General features: G+C 64.5%; 18 protein-coding genes. All 18 read right to left on the reverse strand.

Features of this window, described 5'->3' with window-relative positions; translation table 11 throughout:
- Positions 1 to 25: 25 nt before the first annotated feature.
- The 18 genes from AC1C2M_RS05375 to mraZ all read right to left on the reverse strand — a co-directional run bounded on the left by AC1C2M_RS05375 (position 26) and on the right by mraZ (position 18,112).
- Positions 26 to 946, reverse strand: a complete 921-nt coding sequence (locus AC1C2M_RS05375) for an RluA family pseudouridine synthase (protein ID WP_495435480.1) — start codon at positions 944 to 946, stop codon at positions 26 to 28.
- On the reverse strand, positions 946 to 1,572 hold the full coding sequence (gene lspA / locus AC1C2M_RS05380) for a signal peptidase II (RefSeq protein ID WP_483404022.1): 627 nt from the start codon (positions 1,570 to 1,572) through the stop codon (positions 946 to 948). The genes AC1C2M_RS05375 and lspA overlap by 1 nt, the downstream gene beginning before the upstream one ends.
- A 4-nt stretch (positions 1,573 to 1,576) precedes the next feature.
- The gene (locus AC1C2M_RS05385) at positions 1,577 to 2,182 is read right to left on the reverse strand and encodes a DivIVA domain-containing protein (RefSeq protein WP_483404021.1); all 606 of its coding nucleotides are present in this window, start codon (positions 2,180 to 2,182) and stop codon (positions 1,577 to 1,579) included.
- A gap of 261 nt (positions 2,183 to 2,443) precedes the next feature.
- Complete coding sequence (locus tag AC1C2M_RS05390) at positions 2,444 to 2,746, reverse strand: YggT family protein (protein WP_483404020.1); 303 nt, start codon at positions 2,744 to 2,746, stop codon at positions 2,444 to 2,446.
- Positions 2,747 to 2,753: 7 nt separating this feature from the next.
- Positions 2,754 to 3,260 (reverse strand): cell division protein SepF, encoded by a 507-nt coding sequence (locus AC1C2M_RS05395; RefSeq protein WP_483404019.1) that lies wholly within the window; start codon positions 3,258 to 3,260, stop codon positions 2,754 to 2,756.
- Positions 3,261 to 3,297: 37 nt separating this feature from the next.
- Positions 3,298 to 4,008, reverse strand: coding sequence for a YggS family pyridoxal phosphate-dependent enzyme (locus tag AC1C2M_RS05400; RefSeq protein ID WP_495435481.1), 711 nt, complete (start codon positions 4,006 to 4,008; stop codon positions 3,298 to 3,300).
- 3 nt (positions 4,009 to 4,011) lie between these two features.
- Positions 4,012 to 5,211, reverse strand: a complete 1,200-nt coding sequence (gene ftsZ, locus AC1C2M_RS05405) for a cell division protein FtsZ (protein WP_483404017.1) — start codon at positions 5,209 to 5,211, stop codon at positions 4,012 to 4,014.
- A 156-nt stretch (positions 5,212 to 5,367) separates the two neighbouring features.
- The gene (locus tag AC1C2M_RS05410; RefSeq protein ID WP_495435482.1) at positions 5,368 to 6,393 is read right to left on the reverse strand and encodes a cell division protein FtsQ/DivIB; all 1,026 of its coding nucleotides are present in this window, start codon (positions 6,391 to 6,393) and stop codon (positions 5,368 to 5,370) included.
- 4 nt (positions 6,394 to 6,397) lie between these two features.
- Positions 6,398 to 7,795: a UDP-N-acetylmuramate--L-alanine ligase gene (murC, locus tag AC1C2M_RS05415; RefSeq protein WP_495433905.1), complete on the reverse strand. Its 1,398-nt coding sequence runs from the start codon at positions 7,793 to 7,795 to the stop codon at positions 6,398 to 6,400.
- 66 nt (positions 7,796 to 7,861) lie between these two features.
- A complete protein-coding gene (locus AC1C2M_RS05420) occupies positions 7,862 to 8,938 on the reverse strand; it encodes a UDP-N-acetylglucosamine--N-acetylmuramyl-(pentapeptide) pyrophosphoryl-undecaprenol N-acetylglucosamine transferase (protein ID WP_495435483.1) in 1,077 nt (358 codons plus the stop codon).
- Positions 8,935 to 10,149, reverse strand: coding sequence for a putative lipid II flippase FtsW (gene ftsW / locus AC1C2M_RS05425; protein ID WP_483404013.1), 1,215 nt, complete (start codon positions 10,147 to 10,149; stop codon positions 8,935 to 8,937). The genes AC1C2M_RS05420 and ftsW overlap by 4 nt, the downstream gene beginning before the upstream one ends.
- Positions 10,118 to 11,635, reverse strand: a complete 1,518-nt coding sequence (murD, locus tag AC1C2M_RS05430; protein WP_495433903.1) for a UDP-N-acetylmuramoyl-L-alanine--D-glutamate ligase — start codon at positions 11,633 to 11,635, stop codon at positions 10,118 to 10,120. Before murD ends, ftsW begins: the two co-directional genes overlap by 32 nt.
- Before the next feature lie 2 nt (positions 11,636 to 11,637).
- On the reverse strand, positions 11,638 to 12,732 hold the full coding sequence (mraY, locus tag AC1C2M_RS05435) for a phospho-N-acetylmuramoyl-pentapeptide-transferase (protein ID WP_483404011.1): 1,095 nt from the start codon (positions 12,730 to 12,732) through the stop codon (positions 11,638 to 11,640).
- The gene (locus AC1C2M_RS05440) at positions 12,726 to 14,141 is read right to left on the reverse strand and encodes a UDP-N-acetylmuramoyl-tripeptide--D-alanyl-D-alanine ligase (protein WP_495435484.1); all 1,416 of its coding nucleotides are present in this window, start codon (positions 14,139 to 14,141) and stop codon (positions 12,726 to 12,728) included. The genes mraY and AC1C2M_RS05440 overlap by 7 nt, the downstream gene beginning before the upstream one ends.
- 79 nt (positions 14,142 to 14,220) lie before the next feature.
- Positions 14,221 to 16,005, reverse strand: coding sequence for a peptidoglycan D,D-transpeptidase FtsI family protein (locus tag AC1C2M_RS05445; RefSeq protein WP_495433901.1), 1,785 nt, complete (start codon positions 16,003 to 16,005; stop codon positions 14,221 to 14,223).
- Between the two features lie 31 nt (positions 16,006 to 16,036).
- Complete coding sequence (gene ftsL / locus AC1C2M_RS05450; RefSeq protein ID WP_483404008.1) at positions 16,037 to 16,624, reverse strand: cell division protein FtsL; 588 nt, start codon at positions 16,622 to 16,624, stop codon at positions 16,037 to 16,039.
- Complete coding sequence (rsmH, locus tag AC1C2M_RS05455; protein WP_495435485.1) at positions 16,621 to 17,577, reverse strand: 16S rRNA (cytosine(1402)-N(4))-methyltransferase RsmH; 957 nt, start codon at positions 17,575 to 17,577, stop codon at positions 16,621 to 16,623. Before rsmH ends, ftsL begins: the two co-directional genes overlap by 4 nt.
- 103 nt (positions 17,578 to 17,680) lie before the next feature.
- Positions 17,681 to 18,112: a division/cell wall cluster transcriptional repressor MraZ gene (gene mraZ, locus AC1C2M_RS05460; protein WP_108393140.1), complete on the reverse strand. Its 432-nt coding sequence runs from the start codon at positions 18,110 to 18,112 to the stop codon at positions 17,681 to 17,683.
- Between the last annotated feature and the right edge of the window lie 19 nt (positions 18,113 to 18,131).

The raw sequence follows: 18,131 nt of genomic DNA on the forward strand, positions 1-18,131 counted from the left end.
GAAGCTGGTGGGCTGGACTACAAGCCTAATCCTCGCGGAGGACATCGAGTGCGTGCTGGAGGTCCGCCGGGTAGTCGGAAGTAAAGGTGACCCACTCCCCCGTGCCCGGGTGCGTGAACGACAGCTGGCGGGCGTGCAGCCACTGTCGGGTGAGCCCGAGTCGAGCGGAAATCGTGGGATCTGCGCCGTAGAGAGGATCCCCGACGCACGGATGCCGCTGAGCGGCCATGTGTACCCGGATCTGGTGGGTGCGGCCGGATTCGAGGTGGATCTCGAGCAGCGAAGCGCTCGGAAACGCTTCAAGAGTTTCGTAGTGCGTCACTGATGGCTTGCCCTCTGCGGTGACCGCGAACTTCCAGTCGTGCCTGGGGTGGCGCCCGATCGGCGCGTCGATGGTGCCGGCGAGCGGGTCAGGGTGCCCCTGTACGACCGCGTGGTAGACCTTCTCGACCTCCCGGTCGTGGAACGCACGCTTGAGCGCCGTGTACGCCCGCTCGCTCTTGGCAACGACCATGAGTCCTGTTGTGCCGACATCCAGTCGGTGGACGATGCCGGCGCGCTCCGTGGCGCCGGACGTCGCCACTGAGTACCCGGCGCCGGCAAGGGCGCCAAGAACGGTTGGCCCGGTCCAGCCCACCGAGGGGTGGGCGGCGACGCCGGTCGGCTTGTCGACCACGATGATGTCGTCATCGTCGTAGACGACCCTCAGGTCGGACACGATCTGAGGAACGACGACGGGCTCCTGCCGGGGCGCCCATGACACCTCGAGCCAGCCCCCGGCGCGGAGGCGATCCGACTTGTCGACGATCCGCCCGTCGATCATCACGCCACCCGCCTCGGCGACTTCGGCGGCGAAGCTCCGGGAGAAGCCGAGGACCTTGGCGAGACCGGCGTCGACGCGGGAACCGTCAAGCCCGTCAGGGATGGGGAGGCTGCGGGTTTCCATCAGGCAGCTGTGTGGTTCGGGCCGGAAACCGGCGTCTCGACAGCGCGCGCGGTTTCGTGCGGGGAACCGTCCTGCTCGCCCGCTGGCGTGGCATCCGCCTCGTCCTTGACGCTGACCGTGCGGGTGCCGTCGAGGTTGACACCGCGGAGGGTCAGGATGATGAAGAGCCCCATGCTCGAGACGATGCAGATGTCGGCGACGTTATAGATCGCAGGCATCATCCACGGCGTCGAGATGAAGTCGATGACGTGGCCGAGGCCGAACGACGGCTCGCGGAAGAACCGGTCGGTGAGGTTGCCGAGAACGCCGCCGAGAAGCAACCCGAAAACAACGGCCCAGCCGAGAGAACGGATCTTCCTCGCGAGAACCAGAATCGCGATTGTGACCGCGGTCGCGAGGATGGAGAAGATCCAGGTGCTGCCAGCGGCGAGCGAGAACGCGGCACCCGGATTCTTCACGAACTGGAAGAACAGCACGTCGCCGACGACACTGACCCGCTCACCGAGCGGCAGGTTCGAAACGACGAGGTATTTGGTGAATTGATCGAGCGCGAGCGCCGTTCCCGCGATGACCGCGAGAACGACGAGCGCTCGAACACTGGGAGAACCAGCTGGTGTCTTGGGCAAAACCTTAGACGTTGGACTTTTCGGCGCTTGACGCGAAACCGGAACCGGTTCCCTGTGCGCTCGGCCCGCCGTCTGCGTCGAGTTCCTTGAGCTGGTTCTCGATGTAACCGCGGAGCTTCTGGCGGTACTCGCGCTCGAACTCGCGGAGTCCGTCGATCTTCTTCTCGAGGGTTGCGCGCTCCTCGTTGAGGATGTTCATCTGGGCGCGCTGCTTGGCCTCGGCCTCGGCGACGACGCGAGCGGCTGTCGCGTGTCCTTCGGCGATGAGAGCGTCGCGCTTCTCGGCACCCTCGCGGACGTGCTCGTCGTGCAGGCGACGGGCGAGCTGGAGCAGGCTCGAGGACGACTCAGAGTCGTCCTGTGCCGGTGCGGCCTGAGCAACAGGTGCGGCTACCGGAGCCGGGGCTGCAGCGGCCTCAGCCGGACGTTCGCCCGAGTCGGAACCGGCGGCTTCGAGCTTGGCCTGAAGTTCCTGGTTCTCCTGGAGCAGACGCCGCAATTCGACGACGACCTCATCGAGGAAGTCGTCGACCTCGTCCTGGTCGTATCCCTCGCGGAACTTGGTCTGCTGGAACTGCTTGTTGACAACATCTTCCGGAGTTAGCGCCATGGCTTCCCACCTCTTACTTGTTTTGGCTCGGTTTGGCTCGAATGGACGTGCCTACGCTAGCAAAGTCCCCGGCGGTTCAGCTGGGATCGAAGCGATGAAGGACACGTGCGTTTCAGGATACCGCTATGACCGCTCCCGGCGCAGGACCGGAGCCGGACCGGCGCGTGCTCGCGGCAACGACTGCGGACGGCGCTGTGAGCACGAGCGCGGCGATCACCGTCGGTGGCACATAACCGGGCGCCTGTACCCGCAGAAAAACTCTCAGCGAAGTATGACGTTGACCAGGGTCATCGCAATGATCACGCAGAGCATCGTGATGCTCCAGCCGAAATCGAGTGCAAGCGCACCCATCCGGATCGGCGGAAGGATTCGCCGGAAGAACCGAATGGGAGGATCGGTCAGCGAATACACCAGCTCGGCGACGACGAGGACGAACTTCTCGGGCCGCCAGCGGGGCTTGAAAGTGCGCACAAGGTCGAGTGCGAATCGCGCCCACATCACGAAGAAGTACAGCAGCAGCGCGAAGTACAGGATGTTTCGAATCAGAGAAAGAACGGAGTCCACCCGTCAATTATTGCTGAGCGAAGAAGGTGGATTCTGCCGCAGCAGCTCCACCGGCATCCCCGAGCACTGCAACGTGCTGGGGCGAGAGCAGGAACACCTTGCTCGTCACGCGCTCGATCTTTCCGTAGAGACCCTGTGAGAGTCCGCTCGCGAAGTCGATGAGGCGCTTGGCGTCGCCCTCGCTCATCTGCGAGAGGTTGATGATGACGGGAACGCCGTCACGGAACGTCTCGGCGATGACCTGCGCGTCGCGGTACTGCTTGGGGTGCACGGTGAGGATCTCGTTGAGCTCAGTGGGCGCAGCCTGCGTTGTTGCCGTCGGGCGGCGCAGCGGGGTGACCGGCGCTCGATTCGCGACGGGGGTCGGCGTCGATGCCGGTGTGCTCGCGGCACTCGTGCCTGAGCTCTGCGCGGCCGGTGCGGCCTGGGGCGCAGCGGTATCCCGGGCTTCGTACTCAAGATCGTCGTCTGCGAGGCCAAGGTAGACCATGGTCTTCTTCAGGGGGTTGGACATCGCTACCTCCGTTTGTGCGGTTCCTTCTCTATGAACATTAACCGTCTGTTGGCCTGATACCCGTGATTGCCGTTCCAATGCGAAGGTGTGTCGCGCCTTCGAGGAGGGCTTCACGATAGTCGTGTGACATTCCCGCTGAGATACGGGACGCAGCGGGCTGAAGGGCGACGACCCGCTCCGAGTACTCCCGGAGGCGAGCGAAAGCCTCGCGAGGCTCGCCGCCGACCGGCGCGACAGCCATCACGCCGAGAAGCTCGAGCCCGGGAGCGTCAAGGACCTGCTCGACGAGTGGCTCAAGACCCGAGGGCGCTACTCCCCCGCGTGCGGCGTCGTCGGTCAGGTTGATCTGGATGAAGCACGGCAACGCCGGAACACTCTCGTCGGTCGCAAGCGCTGTCACGAGCGCGGGGCGGTCGACGGAATGAACCACGCTCGCATACTGCCTCACCTGCCGGGCTTTCTTTGACTGCAGTTGCCCGACGAAGTGCCAGTTGAGGTCTGTGAGCCGCGCGAGTTCGGCGGCCTTCAGCGAGGCCTCCTGGTGCCTGTTCTCACCGAAGTCGCGTACTCCGAGCCGGTAAAGCTCCTCGACAAGCGTCGCCGGGTGGAACTTGGTGACGACAATTGTGGTGATCTCGGCACCGGTCCGGCCTGCTTCGGCAAGCGCATCGCCGATTCCGCTCTTCACCGACGCCAGACGCTCGGCCAGCGAGAGCTGGCCGAGCGTCTGTTCGTTCTCGGAGGTCATTTCCTACTTGAGGAAGTCGGGAATGTCGAGCTCGTCCTCGTCCGCAAAAGCCGGGTCAGCGGCCGCTGGCGGGGTGGACAGTGACTCCTCGGTGACGCGCCAGGTCTGGGGCGCCTCGGTGAGCACAGCTCCGCTGGCAGCCTTCTCGGCGCCGGCGCTCGACGAGGGGGCCGCGGCGACCGCTGGAGCGCTCGTCATGACGCCACCGGTTGTGATGACGGCGTCACGAACCGACTCGCCCGCACGCGACGGTGGTTCGCCACCGTCGAAACCGGCGGCGATAACCGTTACCCGGACTTCATCACCGAGAGTGTCGTCGATGACGGCACCGAAGATGATGTTCGCCTCGGGGTGCACAGCTTCCTGGACCAGGCGGGCGGCGTCGTTGATCTCGAAGATTCCGAGGTTGGAGCCACCCTGGATCGACAGGAGAACACCGTGTGCTCCCTCGATCGATGCCTCGAGCAAGGGAGACGCGACAGCGAGTTCCGCCGCCTTGATGGCACGGTCAGCGCCTCGCGACGAACCGATACCCATGAGAGCGGAACCAGCACCCTGCATGACGCTCTTCACGTCGGCGAAGTCGAGGTTGATCAGGCCTGGTGTCGTGATCAGGTCGGTGATGCCCTGAACACCCGCGAGGAGCACCTGGTCGGCGGTCGAGAACGCCTCGAGCATGCTGATGCCGCGGTCGCTGATCTCAAGGAGACGATCGTTCGGCACGACGATGAGCGTGTCGACTTCTTCCTTGAGCTTCGCGACGCCGAGTTCGGCCTGAGCCTGGCGACGACGGCCTTCGAAGCCGAACGGCTTCGTGACGACACCGATCGTCAGTGCACCGATGGACTTGGCGATCCGGGCGACGACGGGAGCGCCTCCGGTACCGGTTCCGCCGCCCTCACCGGCGGTGACGAAGACCATGTCGGCCCCCGCGAGTGCTTCTTCGATTTCTTCAGCGTGGTCCTCGGCGGCGCGACGGCCGACCTCGGGGTCCGCTCCGGCGCCGAGACCGCGGGTGATCTCGCGTCCGACGTCGAGCTTGACGTCTGCGTCGCTCATGAGCAACGCCTGTGCGTCGGTATTGATGGCGATGAACTCGACGCCGCGAAGGCCGAGCTCAATCATTCGGTTGACAGCATTGACGCCGCCGCCGCCGATGCCGACGACCTTGATTACGGCAAGGTAGTTCTGGTTTGTAGTCACGTCCGGCCTCCGGTGAGAACCCTCAACCTCAGGTTAAGGTTTAAAGTTATGCTCAGTATGCATTTCTTGTGATTGACGTTAGGGCCAGATCAGTCCGGCACAGGGACCTGTCCCGCGTGTCGGGGAACCGGCGCGGAAATTGACCGTGGCGCGGGGTCAGCGCACGACGGCGACAGAGGGGGAGCTGACGTCGTAGACGTCAAAACCCGGCTGGGATGCCATGAGTCTGGTGAGCGTGTATGCCTTGAGTTTCGACTCGTCCCCACTCCCCCAGACAACCGTCGCCTCGCTGTCGCGGAGGGTGAAAGTCACGTCGTCCTTTGTCGTCGCCGTCACCTCATCGACAGTGGCGAGCAACTCTGCCGGAATGCTGCGAAGAGCAGCGGCGGCAGCTGTGAAACCGTCTGCGTCCGAACCCCCATCGACAGCGATCAGCGGGTAGTTCGGCGGCCTCGTCGCCGAATCAGCGATGACGACTCCGGCGGCGTCGACGACCGAGAACCCGTCGGCTGTCGCCAGGGCGCCGACCGGGGTGCGCTCAACGAGCCGAACCACGAGCGTCGACGGCGGCCGGGCCTGGATCGAATATGACTCGATCAGCGGGTACGTCACCAGGGCTGCCTTGATGGCCGTGTCGTCGACGAGCGGGAACGGCGAACCGAGCTGGCTCGACAGGTCGTCGACGACGGCGTCGGAATTGACGAGGAACGCTCCCTCGACCTGGATCTCCCGCACGGACAGCAGAGGAGTGTACGCGGCGACCACAGCGGCGAGAGCGAGAACGACGATGCTGCCGATCCCGATGAGCCAGTTGCGGCGCACCCTGCGGGAGCCAGCAGTGAAGCGCTTGACCTCCGCGCGCTCGAGCCGCTTGCGCAGCTTCTGCGCCTCACGGAGAGTATTACCCGAACCGCCAGCGGACCCGATTCCGGCGCTGCCCGCCGCCGGGTCTTTCTTTTCACCGTCGGCCGTGAACAGCGGGATGGGAGTGGCTGTGGCTCCCCTGGCATCCCGCGCACGACCCGCGTCGCTGGCCGAGCCGGTGTCATCACGCCCGGCGTCGGCGCGCCCGGCGTTCCCGGCACGACCGGCAGCACCGTCAGCACCGGGACCGCGTTCAGCCCCGGTGGCTCGTGGCGGGTTCGCCGGTCGCTGTGGGGTAAAACCCGCTGGGCGCTTCATGAAGCTAGCCCCGTGACGCGGTCAGTGAACCGAGGAGCTGCGGGACGATGCGGTACACGTCACCACAGCCGAGGGTGATGACGAAGTCACCCGGCCGCGCGATCGACGCGACGTAGTCGGCCGCTTCCTGCCAGTCAGAAATGAACCTGACCTTCTCCGGGTCCTGGAACTTCTCCGACACCAGCGCGCCGGTGACGCCCGGCTCCGGATCTTCCCTCGCGCCGTAGACGTCGAGGACGACAGTCTCGTCGGCGTGCGACTCGAGTGTCTCGGCGAATTCGCCGGCCATGAGCCGGGTTCGGCTATACAGGTGCGGCTGGTGCACCGCGATGATCCGCCCCTCACCGACAACCGTCCTCGCCGCTGACAGCGCGGCTGCGACCTCTGTGGGGTGGTGGGCGTAGTCGTCATAGACGCTCACGCCATCGACGGCGCCGTGAAGCTCGAAGCGGCGCTCGGTGCCGCCGAATTCGGCGATCGCAGCGAGGGACTCAGAGGCGCCGAACCCCAGGCCGACAAGAACGGCGAATGCGCCGGCGGCGTTGATGGCGTTGTGCTTGCCGGGGACGCGGAGCGTTGCCCCGTTGTCCTGCCCCTCGTAGCTCACGATGAATGACACAGGACCCTCTGTGCTGATCGAGGAAACGCGGACGTCGGCATCCGGGCTCTCACCGAAGGTGATGATCCGCTTGTCAGTGAGCTTCTTCGTCACACGGACCGCGCCGGGGTCGTCTGACGAGATGACGACGAACTCTGAGGCGTTCTGCGCGAACGTCACAAACGCGTCGTCAAACGCTTCAAACGAGCCGTAGTGGTCGAGGTGATCGGCGTCAACGTTGGTGATGAGGGCCACAGCTGTGTCGTACAGCAGGAAGGAGCCGTCTGATTCGTCAGCCTCGACGACGAAGAGGTCACCGCTGCCCGCTGCGCTCGAAACACCGAGCGATTCGATGACGCCTCCGTTCACAAAGCTCGGGCTCTCGGAGAGTCCGAGGAGACCGGTAACGATCATGCCGGTGGAGGTGGTCTTGCCGTGTGCGCCCGCCACAGCAACGAGCCGCTTGCCGTTGATGATCCAGGCCAGTGCCTGTGACCTGTGCAGTATGGGAATCCCGCGCTCCCTGGCGAGGAGATATTCGGGGTTGGTCGGCCAGAGCGCGCTCGTCACAACGAGGGTGTCGGCGTCGCCGACATTCGCAGCATCGTGCCCGATCGCGATCTTCGCGCCGAGTTCGCGAAGCGCCTCGATGTTCGCCGAGTCACGCACGTCTGACCCGGTGACGGTGTGTCCTGCTGCGAGGAAGAGTCGGGCGATGCCGCTCATTCCGGATCCGCCGATACCAACGAAATGGACGGTTCCGAGTTCTTCGGGAATCTCGATGGTGAAGTCGGGTTTGATCACTGTGTGCTTCCTGGTGTGGTTATGCTGCCGCATCGGCAGGTCGAGTGTAAGCCTGTGGGCTGGGAGTCAGGAGGTCCCGAGGGCCTCACGGATGAGGGCAAGCATCCGGGTCGATCCCTCGAGGGTTCCCATCAGCCGCGACTGGACGGCCATGTCCTGGACGCGCATCCGGTCGGTCATGAGCGGAATCAGCGAGGACGACACCCACTCGGGAGTGAACTTCGAATCGAGCACGATGACCGCGCCACCGGCGTTGACGGCGTCGGCCGCGTTGTAGCGCTGCTCGCCGTTTCCGACCGGGTACGGCACGTACGCCGCCGGGATGCCAAGGGCGCTCAGTTCGGAAACCGTCGCGGCGCCGGCACGCGAGACGGCGAAGTCGGCAACCGCGAGAGCGAGGTCCATCCGGTCGCAGTACTGCGCCATCCGGTAGTGGCGGGTTCCGGGGTCGGTGAGTTCGGACTTGTCACCGATGATGTGCAGGATCTGGAAACCCGCGGCGATGATGGCGTCGCGGGAATCGTAGATCGTCTGGTTGACCTTGCGTGCACCGAGCGAGCCGCCGGTGACCAGGAGTGTCGGGCGGTCATCGGCGAGGTCGAAGACCTCCCTGCCTTCCTTCCTGGCAGCGTCACGGTCGAGCCGTTCGATCTCGCGGCGAAGCGGCATACCGACGAACCGGGAATTACGCAGCCTCGTGCCGTGGAAAGCGACACCGACAAACTTGGTGTATCTGGCGCCGAGGCGGTTGGCGAGGCCAGGCTTCGCGTTCGCCTCGTGGATGACGAGAGGGACCCCGGCCCGCTTGGCAGCGAGATAGGCCGGAGCTGAGGCGTAGCCGCCGAAGCCGACGACGACATCGATCTCGTGCGTCGAAAGCATGTCGACGACGCTCGATACGGCCTGCGAGAAACGCGCGGGGAATCGGGCAGCTGCCTTGTTCACGCGGCGGGGGAACGGGACCTTCTCGATGGTCAGCAACTCGTAACCGCGTTCAGGCACGAGTCTCGCCTCGAGGCCCTCCTTCGTTCCAAGCACGACGATCTTCGCGTCGGGTTCACGCTCGGTAATGGCATCCGCAATCGCCAGGAGCGGGTTGACGTGACCGGCCGTCCCTCCGCCTGCGAGTAGGTAATTAGTCATCGTGTGTAGTGCTCCCCTGCCTGGGTGAATCGAGGTTTCGCCGCCTGCTCACGCGCAAATGACAGCACGATGCCGACGGCGCAGAGGGACGTCAGGAGTGCCGTCCCTCCCGCTGAGATGAAAGGAAGAGGGACGCCGAGGACGGGCAGCAGCCTGAGCACGACCCCGATGTTGACGAAGGCCTGACCGATGATCCAGACCAGGATCGCGCCCGTGGTGATCCGGACGAAGGGGTCGGAGCTCGCCCGGATCACTCGTACGAACGACACGGCAAGAAGGACGAACATGCCCAGGACGACGGTCGCGCCGATGAGACCGAGTTCCTCCCCGATGATGGCGAAAATGTAGTCGTTGGATGCTGCGGGCAGCCAGGAGTACTTCTCTCGCGAGTTTCCGAGCCCCAGTCCGAACACTCCCCCGTTTGCCAGCGCCCAGGTGCCGTGAAGCGGCTGCCAGCACAGGTTCTCGTAGTCAGCGCACTCCTCGTCGAGGAACGTCAGGATGCGCGCCATCCGGTTGGGGCTGATAAGCGCCATTACGGTGAACAGTGCAATGCCCGCGAGCACGGGGACGAGCACATATCGGAGTTTGAGGTTCGCGAAGAACATCGCACCGATGACGATGCCAGCCATGATCACGACGGTTCCGAGGTCCTTACCCCCGAGCACGAGGCCGAGGGCAAGCGCCGACACAGGGACAACAGGGATGAGGGCGTGCTTCCAGTCGGAGAGCAGGTTGATCTTCTTGCCGAGGATGAACCCGAGCCACACCGCCAGCGCGAGCTTGAGCAACTCGGACGGCTGTCCGTTGATCGGGCCGATCGCGATCCAGTTGCGGTTTCCGCCCTCGGAGATGCCGAGGGGCGTGAAAACCAGGAGTTGGAGGATCAGCGCACCGAACAGGGCGAGCCAGGCCCACTTCTTCCAGAACCGCACGGGTATCCGCGAGATAACCAGCATGAGCGGGATGCCGATGAGCGCGTACGTCGCCTGCTTCCAGAAACCGCCGAAGAAGCCCTTGTTGTCGAGGAACGAATCGACAGACGAACTGGAGAGGACCATGACGAGCCCGACACCGACGAGGAAGACAGTGGTGCAGAGGACGAGGAGGTAGGTGCTGGATTCGGGGCGGATCTGCGCGCCCAGTCGAACCCGTGAGCTCCTGGCGCCGGTCTCTTCGCTACGCGGACGGTCGGTTGGTGGGGCGGTCATCAGCCTCACCTTCCCATCGCTGGCGTACAGCATCCGCAAACAGTCGTCCACGTTCCGCGTAATCGGCGAACTGGTCCATCGACGCCGCGGCAGGTGCGAGGAGCACCACATCACCCGCAACGGCGATTTCCGATGCCAGTTCGACGGCACGGGGCATGACATCTTCAGTGTTGTCTGCGTCCACCTCGAGCAGGGGGACGTGGGACGCGTGTCGCTCGAATGCAGCGAGAACCGCACTCCGGTCCTTGCCGATGATCACGGCTCCGCGGAGCCGGTCACTGTGCCGCGCGACGAGGTCGCTGATATCGACGCCCTTGAGCAGTCCACCAAGGATCCAGACGACCGACGGGTATGCGCCGAGAGAGGCGTCAGCCGCGTGCGGGTTGGTCGCCTTCGAGTCATTGACCCAGCTGATTTCGCCCCTGGTCAAAACCGGCTGGATCCGATGAGCGTCCAGGCGGAAGTCGGTGAGGGCCTCGCGAACCTGTGCTGGCGTCACGCCGAACGATCGGGCGAGAGCGCTCGCGGCGAGCACGTTCTGGACGATGTGCGGCGCAGCAAGTCCCGCGGCGGCGAGGTCATCCACGGTGGTGATCTCGAGCGCGGACGAGAACCGCTCCTCAAGGAAGGCCCTGTCAACGACGATGCCGTCGACGATGCCGAAATCACTCGGGCCGGGAACGCCGAGGCCGAAGCCGATGGCGCGCGCGCCCTCGGCTACCTCGGCATCGCGCACGAGCGCTTCGGTGCGGCCATCGGATTTGTTGTAGACACAGGCAACCCTGGTGCGATCGTAGACGTGGCCCTTTGCCGCCACGTATGCCTCGAACGACCCGTGCCAGTCGATGTGGTCCATGGCGATGTTGAGGCACGCGCTCGAATACGGCGTGACGAAGTCCGGGCCGGCCTGGCCACCCAGATAGTGCAACTGGTAGCTGGAGAGCTCAACGACGAAGACGTCGAAGCCCTGCGGATCGCGAACGGCGTCGAGCACAGGCACACCGATATTGCCGCACGGGGCCACCCTGAGGCCCGCTTGCGCCAGCATGGCGGCCGCGAGCTGGACCGTCGTGGTCTTGCCGTTTGTGCCGGTCACGAGCAGCCACTCGGCCGGCGTGCCGACCTTGTCCCTGACCCGCCAGGCGAGTTCGATATCGCCCCACACCGGAACGCCGCTGGCGTTGGCCCACTCGAGGAGCGGGTGGTCGGGGTGGAACCCGGGCGAGACGATGACGACCTCTGGACGGTGGTCCTCGAGTTCCGGCGGCACGACCGTGAGATCGGCCTGAACGAGACGCGCGCCGATCACATCGATGAGTCCCGCGCGTTCGTCCGGACCGGCGGGCGCGAGCACCAGCACGTCGGCACCGAGTTCGGCCAGGGTATCCGCTGCGGCGAACCCGGTCACACCGAGGCCGAGTACCGCGACGCGCAGCCCCGTCCAGTCGGCGTGCCAGCTCGTGAGTGTGTTCAGGCGATCAGTCATTGTCAGCGCAGAATCCATTCGAGGTAGAACGTTCCGACGCCGGCGGCGCAGAGCAGGCCGCCGACAATCCAGAAACGGACCACGACAGTCACCTCAGCCCACCCCTTGAGCTCGAAGTGGTGATGGATCGGACTCATCCGGAAGATCCGCTTGCCGTGGGTGATCTTGAAGTACGCCCGCTGGACGATCACTGACCCGGTTTCGATGACGAAGAGACCACCGATGAGGACGAGGAGCAGTTCGGTGCGGGTGAGGATTGCCAGCGCGGCGATCGCCCCTCCGAGCGCGAGTGATCCCGTGTCACCGAGGAAGATCTGTGCCGGCGATGTGTTCCACCAGAGGAAACCGATGAGCGATCCGCAGATGGCAGCGGCGACGATGGCGAGAGCCAGCGGATCCCGAACCTCGTAGCACTTGTACGCCACCTCGTCGGCGAGCGATGCACCGAAGCAGGACTGGTTGTACTGCCAGAAACCGATGATGACGTACGAACCGATGGCGAGGATCGATGCCCCAGTGGCCAGTCCGTCGAGGCCGTCGGTGACGTTCACGCCGTTCGATGTGGCGGTGACGATGAAGCTCGTCCACAGCAGATAGAGCACGACACCGATGACCGGTCCGAGAATCATCAGGTTGATCGGGAGGTCGCGAGTGGCGGAGATGGCTGTCGATGCCGGGGTTACTCCCTCGGCGCTCGGGAAGTTGATGGCGAGGACGCCGAAGATGACCGCGACGATAACCTGGCCGAACACCTTGGCCCAGCCGCCGAGACCCAGGCTGCGCTGTTTGCGCGTCTTGGTGAAGTCATCGATGAACCCGACGACACCGAGTCCGACCATCATGAACAGCACGAGGAGCGACGAGACGCTGATCGCATCACCGGTGATGATCATGGCGGTGAAGAAACCGAACAGGGTCGCAGCGATGATGACGATGCCACCCATCGTCGCTGTACCGCGCTTGGCGTGGTGCGACTTGGGACCGTCATCCCGGATGAACTGACCCCACTGGAGCTTGTGGAAGAGCTTGACGAACGCCGGAGTAAGAAAGAGCGAGAAGGCCATCGAGAGGGCGCCCGCCGTAAGAAGTGCTACCACGAGTACAGTGCTCCCAACCGGTCGCCGAGGAACCGCAGGCCGGCCGAGTTTGACGATTTCACGAGGACAGTATCTCCGGGGATGATCTCTGCAGCGAGGTAATCGTAAGCAGCATCCATATCGCCAAAGTACACGCTCTCACCGTCCCACGAGCCTTCATTGATGGCACTGATGTGCATCCGGCGCGCGTCAGGACCGACGACGACCAGCCGGGAGATGTTGAGCCTGACCAGTTGCAGCCCGATTCTGTCGTGCTCATCGCCGGCGAACTCGCCGAGTTCGCTCATCGCGCCGAGGACGGCGATCGTGCGCTTTCCCGGTTCTGAGATCTGCGCGAGAGTCTTGATCGCCGCGGACATCGAGTCAGGACTGGCGTTGTACGCGTCGTTGATGATCGTGACGTCATCCTTGCCGCCGAGAACCTCCATGCGCCAGCGTTCAGCTCGCGTCAGAGTCTCGAGTGCCGCGGCGCTCCGAACGAGCGGGACTCCGAGCGTCGACGCGACGGCGATAGCCGCGAGGGCATTCGACACGTGGTGCTCACCGAGAACGCGAAGTGTGATCCTGACCGGTGCCTCGCCGGGAACGTGCGCCGTGAAGCTCGTTCCCGTCCGGGTTCCGGCAACGTCGGTGGCCCGGATGGATGCGGTGTCCTCCTGCCCGAACCACACAACGCGAGCCCTGGTCTTTTCCGCCATTGAGGCGACGCGGGAATCGTCGGCATTGAGGATCGCTACCGCGTTTTCGTCGAGCTCACTGACCATCTCGGTCTTCGCCCGAAGCGTCGACTCGATTCCGCCGAACCCGCCGGCGTGGGCAAGGCCGACCTTGAGAACCACCCCGATGTCGGGCTTTGCCATGGCGACGAGTTTCGCGATGTGCCCGATCCCGCTCGCCCCCATTTCGACGATGAGGTATCTCGTGGACTCACTGATCCTGAGCATCGTGGTCGGTGCTCCAACGGCGTTGTTGAAGGAGCGGATCGGCGCAACCGTCTCGCCCTCGGCCGAGAGGATGCGTTCGAGCATGTTCTTTGAGGTCGTCTTGCCGTTTGACCCCGTGATCCCGATCACCGTGAGTTCGCCAGCCGCGCGAACGCGCTCAACAACGAACCGAGCGAGTTCACCCAGCGCGACAACCGCATCCGAGACAACGATCTGGGCGATCGCGTCGGACACCGGGTGCTCGACAATGGCCAGGGCAGCACCGCGCTCGACGGCCGCACCCACGAAGAGGTGGCCGTCTGTGTCGTCACCGCGCTTGGCGACGAAGATCCCGCCTGGCACGATCTCGCGGGAGTCGGTTTCGACGGGCCCGTCGACTGTTGTGTCCGGGGCGGCGGGCGTCCCATCGAGGTGAAGGACGCCGGACAGCCGATCGGCGATCTCGGACAGGGTCAATCGAATCATAGGGAATTATCTTTCAGGCACACGAGAGCATTTGCTGGTGCCACAGGCGCGAGACTGGCTGTGGCCTCGCGCACGGGGGTTAGTAGTAGCCCGGGTAGTCGGCGCCGGGTGTTGTGGAGGGTGGGAGTCCGTACTTCTTGATCACCTGGAGGACGGCTTCCTTGAAAACGGGTGCTGCTGCCGCGGAAGAACGCTTGAAGAGCGGGTCTTTCAGGGTCACAGTAACGACGTATTCAGGGTCGTCGGCCGGTACGACGCCGGCCATGGATGAGTAGAACGTATCTTGAAGTATACCGCCGATGATTTGCTCGCCCGTTCCGGACTTCGCCGCAACGCGGTACCCGGGAATCTCAAGCTCCTCAGACCAGAACCCCTCGGTGACGACGGTCTCCATCATTCCGAGGGTTTGCAGGGCGGCCTCCTCGGAGATCACCCGTTCCGGCTTGGCTGGTTCCGGCACATCGGTAACGGTGCCGTCGGGGTAGCTGCATCCTTCGACGAGCTGCAGCGGGAGCTTTTCGCCGAGGTTGCCGAGCGCCTGGTACGCACCGGCGAGCTCGATACCCGTGACGTCGACGCCCTGGCCGAACATGGTCGTGTAGTACGTCTGGTTGTCCCACTCCTGCCAGGGGTGAAGTGTTCCCTTCTGCTCCCCCGGGAAATCGATGCCGCTCTTGTGGCCGATGCCGAAAGCGTCGAGGTAGTTGTAACGCTTCTCCGGGCTGAGTTTCTCGCCCAACTGGCTCGTTCCCGTGTTCGACGACGTCTGAAGCACTCCGGCGAGAGTGAGCTGCTGCCGCTCGTGAGGAAGCGCGTCCTTGATGCTTGCCCCGTTGGAGGGCTTGTACCGGTAGTCGGCGACGACCTGTGATGCCGGCGTTGCCAGGCCCGCGTCGATGAGCGAAGCGGCGGTGAGGGGCTTGAACACAGAACCAGGCTCGAACCGGTTCTGGAAGACTCGGGATCGGCGGTCGTCAGGTGCCGTCGCGGTGACATCGTTCGGGTCGAGAGAAGGCGCCTCGGCGATGGCACGGATCTTGCCGGTTTTTGCCTCTGTGACCGTGATGGTGCCCCACGCCGCCTGCTGCGCCTGGACCTGCGATGCCACGAGCTGCTGGAGATACCAGTTGAGGTCAGCGTCGAGCGTGAGCTTCAATTCGCCGCCCGGTTCCGGCTCCTTGGTGGTCGTCGTGGTGCCGGGCAGCGCAACGCCATCCTTGCTTCTCTGGTAGGCCTGCTGGCCGTTCACGCCCGTCAGGCAACTGTTCTTGGCGAGTTCGAGGCCGCCGAGACCGGCATTGTCACTTCCGACGTAGCCGACGACTCCACCGGCGACCGCGCCGTTCGGATAGGTCCTGCCGGCGGTCTGCTTCGGGTAGATCCACCAGATGCCCGACGATTTGAGCGAAAGCAGCTCCTGGTACGTGTCGTACTCGACGCCCTTGATCAGGTAAGCGAAGTTGCTCGAGGCATCGGCGGCCAGCGCGCTGTCGACGATCTCGAGCAGTTCCTCAGCACTCTGGCCCGTGACAGCGCCGATCTCGCCCATCGCCTGTTCGACGGTGACGGTCGACGTCGTGCCGTCTTCCGAGGTTCGCTTGAACTCGTCAACGTCCTTGGGCGAGATGGTGACGTCGAAGAGGGTGACGCTCCCCGCGAGGGTCGTCCCGTTCGTGTCCACGATCGACCCACGAGGGGCGTAAATGGTTCCCTCGCTCGAGGTTTTGGCGAGAGAATCGCCGACGAGCTGGCTGGCGCGAACGACCTGGATGTCGATGAGCCTGACGACGAAGACGCCGACGATGGCGATCACGCAGACTATGGCTGCCGCCACCCTGCGTCGCGTCGAGAGCGAGTGTTTCACTGAGTTCGTCCTTCGCACCTATGCCCGGCGTCTAGTGGGTTTGAGGCGACGGGATCCCGTTATCCAACGATATGGGGGCCGCAGGCGCGTCAGGGTCTGCCACGCCAGCACCCGCTGGATCGACAACCTGGTCGGGAACTGTGACGAGAGGGAGGTCGGTAATGAGCGAGTTGGCGACGAGCGTCGATGCGCCGACCGGGACGCTGCTCTCCGCGGTGCCGGCGGCGGGAACCCCGACGATGCCGCCGTCGGAAAGCCGGAGGTAAGCGGGAGTGCCGCTGATGACCATGCCGAGAGCCTGAGCGTTGGCCGCGATGAACTGCGGGGAAGACACCTCGAGCAGGTCGTCGGTCACGGCCTGCTTCTGCCAGGTCAGCTGGGTCTGCTGCTTGGTGAGGGCGGAGATCTCGTAGGCGCCGTGGCTGAGACCCACGCTCAGGAGCAACTGGGTGACGACGATGGCGAGCACGCCGGTGACGGCACCGACGGCGTACGCGATTTTCGGCCGAGCGCGGCGGGCGTCACTCGCGGGAACCGCGCGGAGAGGCCTGGTCGTCGGGATGCCGTGCGGAACGCCGGGGAGAGTCGCCGGAAACGTCGTCGCCAGGTTCGCACTCATGAGTTTTCCGCTTTCAGTCGTTCAGCTGCGCGCAAGCGGACGGGCGTCGCTCGCGGGTTCGATTCTTTTTCTTCTTCTGTCGCCATCTCGGTGCCGCGCACGAGCAGCCGAAAACGGGCGCTGTGCTCCGGCAGCTCGACCGGCAGGTCTGCGGGAGAGGTGGACGAGCTCGCTGCGGCGAGGTCGCGCTTCACAATCCGGTCTTCGAGGGACTGGTAGGAGAGCACCACGATGCGTCCCCCGACGGCGAGCGTGCCGAGGGCCGCGGGAATCGCGCGCCTCAGGACGCTGAGTTCGGTGTTCACCTCGATGCGAAGTGCCTGGAACACGCGCTTGGCCGGGTGGCCGGCCCGCGAGAGTGCCGCCGGCGTTGCGTCCTGCAGCAACTGGACGAGCTGTCCCGAGCGGGTAATCGGTTCGACCTGCCGTGCTTCAACGATCTTGCGTGCGTACCGCCCCGCGAGCTTCTCTTCGCCGTAGTCTTCGAAAATCCTCCGGAGGTCACCCTCCCGGTATGTGGCAAGGATGGTCTCGGCGGTCAGGTCGCTCGTCGAGTCCATGCGCATGTCGAGCGGCGCGTCCTGGGAGTACGAGAAGCCGCGTTCGGTCCGGTCCAGCTGCAGCGAGGACACCCCGAGGTCGAACAGGATGCCGTTTGCCTCGGCGAAGCCAAGACCGTCGAGGGCTTCGGCGATTCCGTCGTAGACCGTGTGAACCGGGTGGAATCGGTCGCTGAAACGCTTGAGCCGCTCCTCGGCAATCGCGAGGGCTTCGAGGTCCCTGTCAAGCCCGACCAGCTGAAGCTCCGGGAAGCGTTCGAGGAATGCCTCGGCGTGGCCTCCCATACCGAGCGTGGCATCGACGAGAACGGCACCCGGCTGTGACACCGCGGGGCCGAGCAATTCGATGGTCCGCTCCAGCATGACCGGTGTGTGAATGTTGTTGAATTCCATAGCTTCTCCGGACTGCCCCTGAATCCTGATCCCCATCCATTCCGACCTGGCACCGGGGAAGTGTGCCAGGGCGAGCGAACGGCTGGGAGTCAGAGTTCAGGGACTAGAACAATCCAGGAATCACCTCCTCTGCGGTGTCGGCGAATGCAGCTTCCTGCTCTTCGAGGTACTTTTCCCAGGCCTCGGTGTCCCAGATTTCGGCCCGGCTTCCGGCGCCGATGACCGTGAGGTCACGCGAGAGACCCGCGTAGCTCCGGAGGGAGGCGGGAACCGTGATGCGGTTCTGCTTGTCCGGTGTCTCCGCGCTGGCTCCGGAGAGGAACACACGGAGGTAATCGCGGGCCTGCTTGCTCGTTACCGGTGCCTGGCGGATCTTGTCGTGCAGCGCTTCGAACTCACGGGTGCTGAACACGTACACGCAGTGCTCCTGGCCGCGGGTCATTACCACTCCCCCGGCGAGCTCGTCCCGGAACTTCGCGGGAAGGATGATGCGGCCCTTCTCGTCGAGTTTGGGGGCATACGTGCCAAGAAACATCGGCACATCCCCCTTCGTT

Source organism: Mycetocola sp. Y444 (genome assembly GCF_059445295.1).

Coding starts and splice junctions, on each gene's coding strand:
- AC1C2M_RS05385 (WP_483404021.1), bottom strand. CDS start 2,182: ATGGCGCTAACTCCGGAAGATGTTGTCAACAAGCAGTTCCAGCAGACC.
- rsmH (WP_495435485.1), bottom strand. CDS start 17,577: ATGGAATTCAACAACATTCACACACCGGTCATGCTGGAGCGGACCATC.
- AC1C2M_RS05420 (WP_495435483.1), bottom strand. CDS start 8,938: ATGACTAATTACCTACTCGCAGGCGGAGGGACGGCCGGTCACGTCAAC.
- AC1C2M_RS05410 (WP_495435482.1), bottom strand. CDS start 6,393: ATGAAGCGCCCAGCGGGTTTTACCCCACAGCGACCGGCGAACCCGCCA.
- mraZ (WP_108393140.1), bottom strand. CDS start 18,112: ATGTTTCTTGGCACGTATGCCCCCAAACTCGACGAGAAGGGCCGCATC.
- AC1C2M_RS05400 (WP_495435481.1), bottom strand. CDS start 4,008: ATGACCTCCGAGAACGAACAGACGCTCGGCCAGCTCTCGCTGGCCGAG.
- ftsW (WP_483404013.1), bottom strand. CDS start 10,149: ATGACCGCCCCACCAACCGACCGTCCGCGTAGCGAAGAGACCGGCGCC.
- murD (WP_495433903.1), bottom strand. CDS start 11,635: ATGACTGATCGCCTGAACACACTCACGAGCTGGCACGCCGACTGGACG.
- AC1C2M_RS05375 (WP_495435480.1), bottom strand. CDS start 946: ATGGAAACCCGCAGCCTCCCCATCCCTGACGGGCTTGACGGTTCCCGC.
- ftsL (WP_483404008.1), bottom strand. CDS start 16,624: ATGAGTGCGAACCTGGCGACGACGTTTCCGGCGACTCTCCCCGGCGTT.
- AC1C2M_RS05395 (WP_483404019.1), bottom strand. CDS start 3,260: ATGTCCAACCCCCTGAAGAAGACCATGGTCTACCTTGGCCTCGCAGAC.
- AC1C2M_RS05440 (WP_495435484.1), bottom strand. CDS start 14,141: ATGATTCGATTGACCCTGTCCGAGATCGCCGATCGGCTGTCCGGCGTC.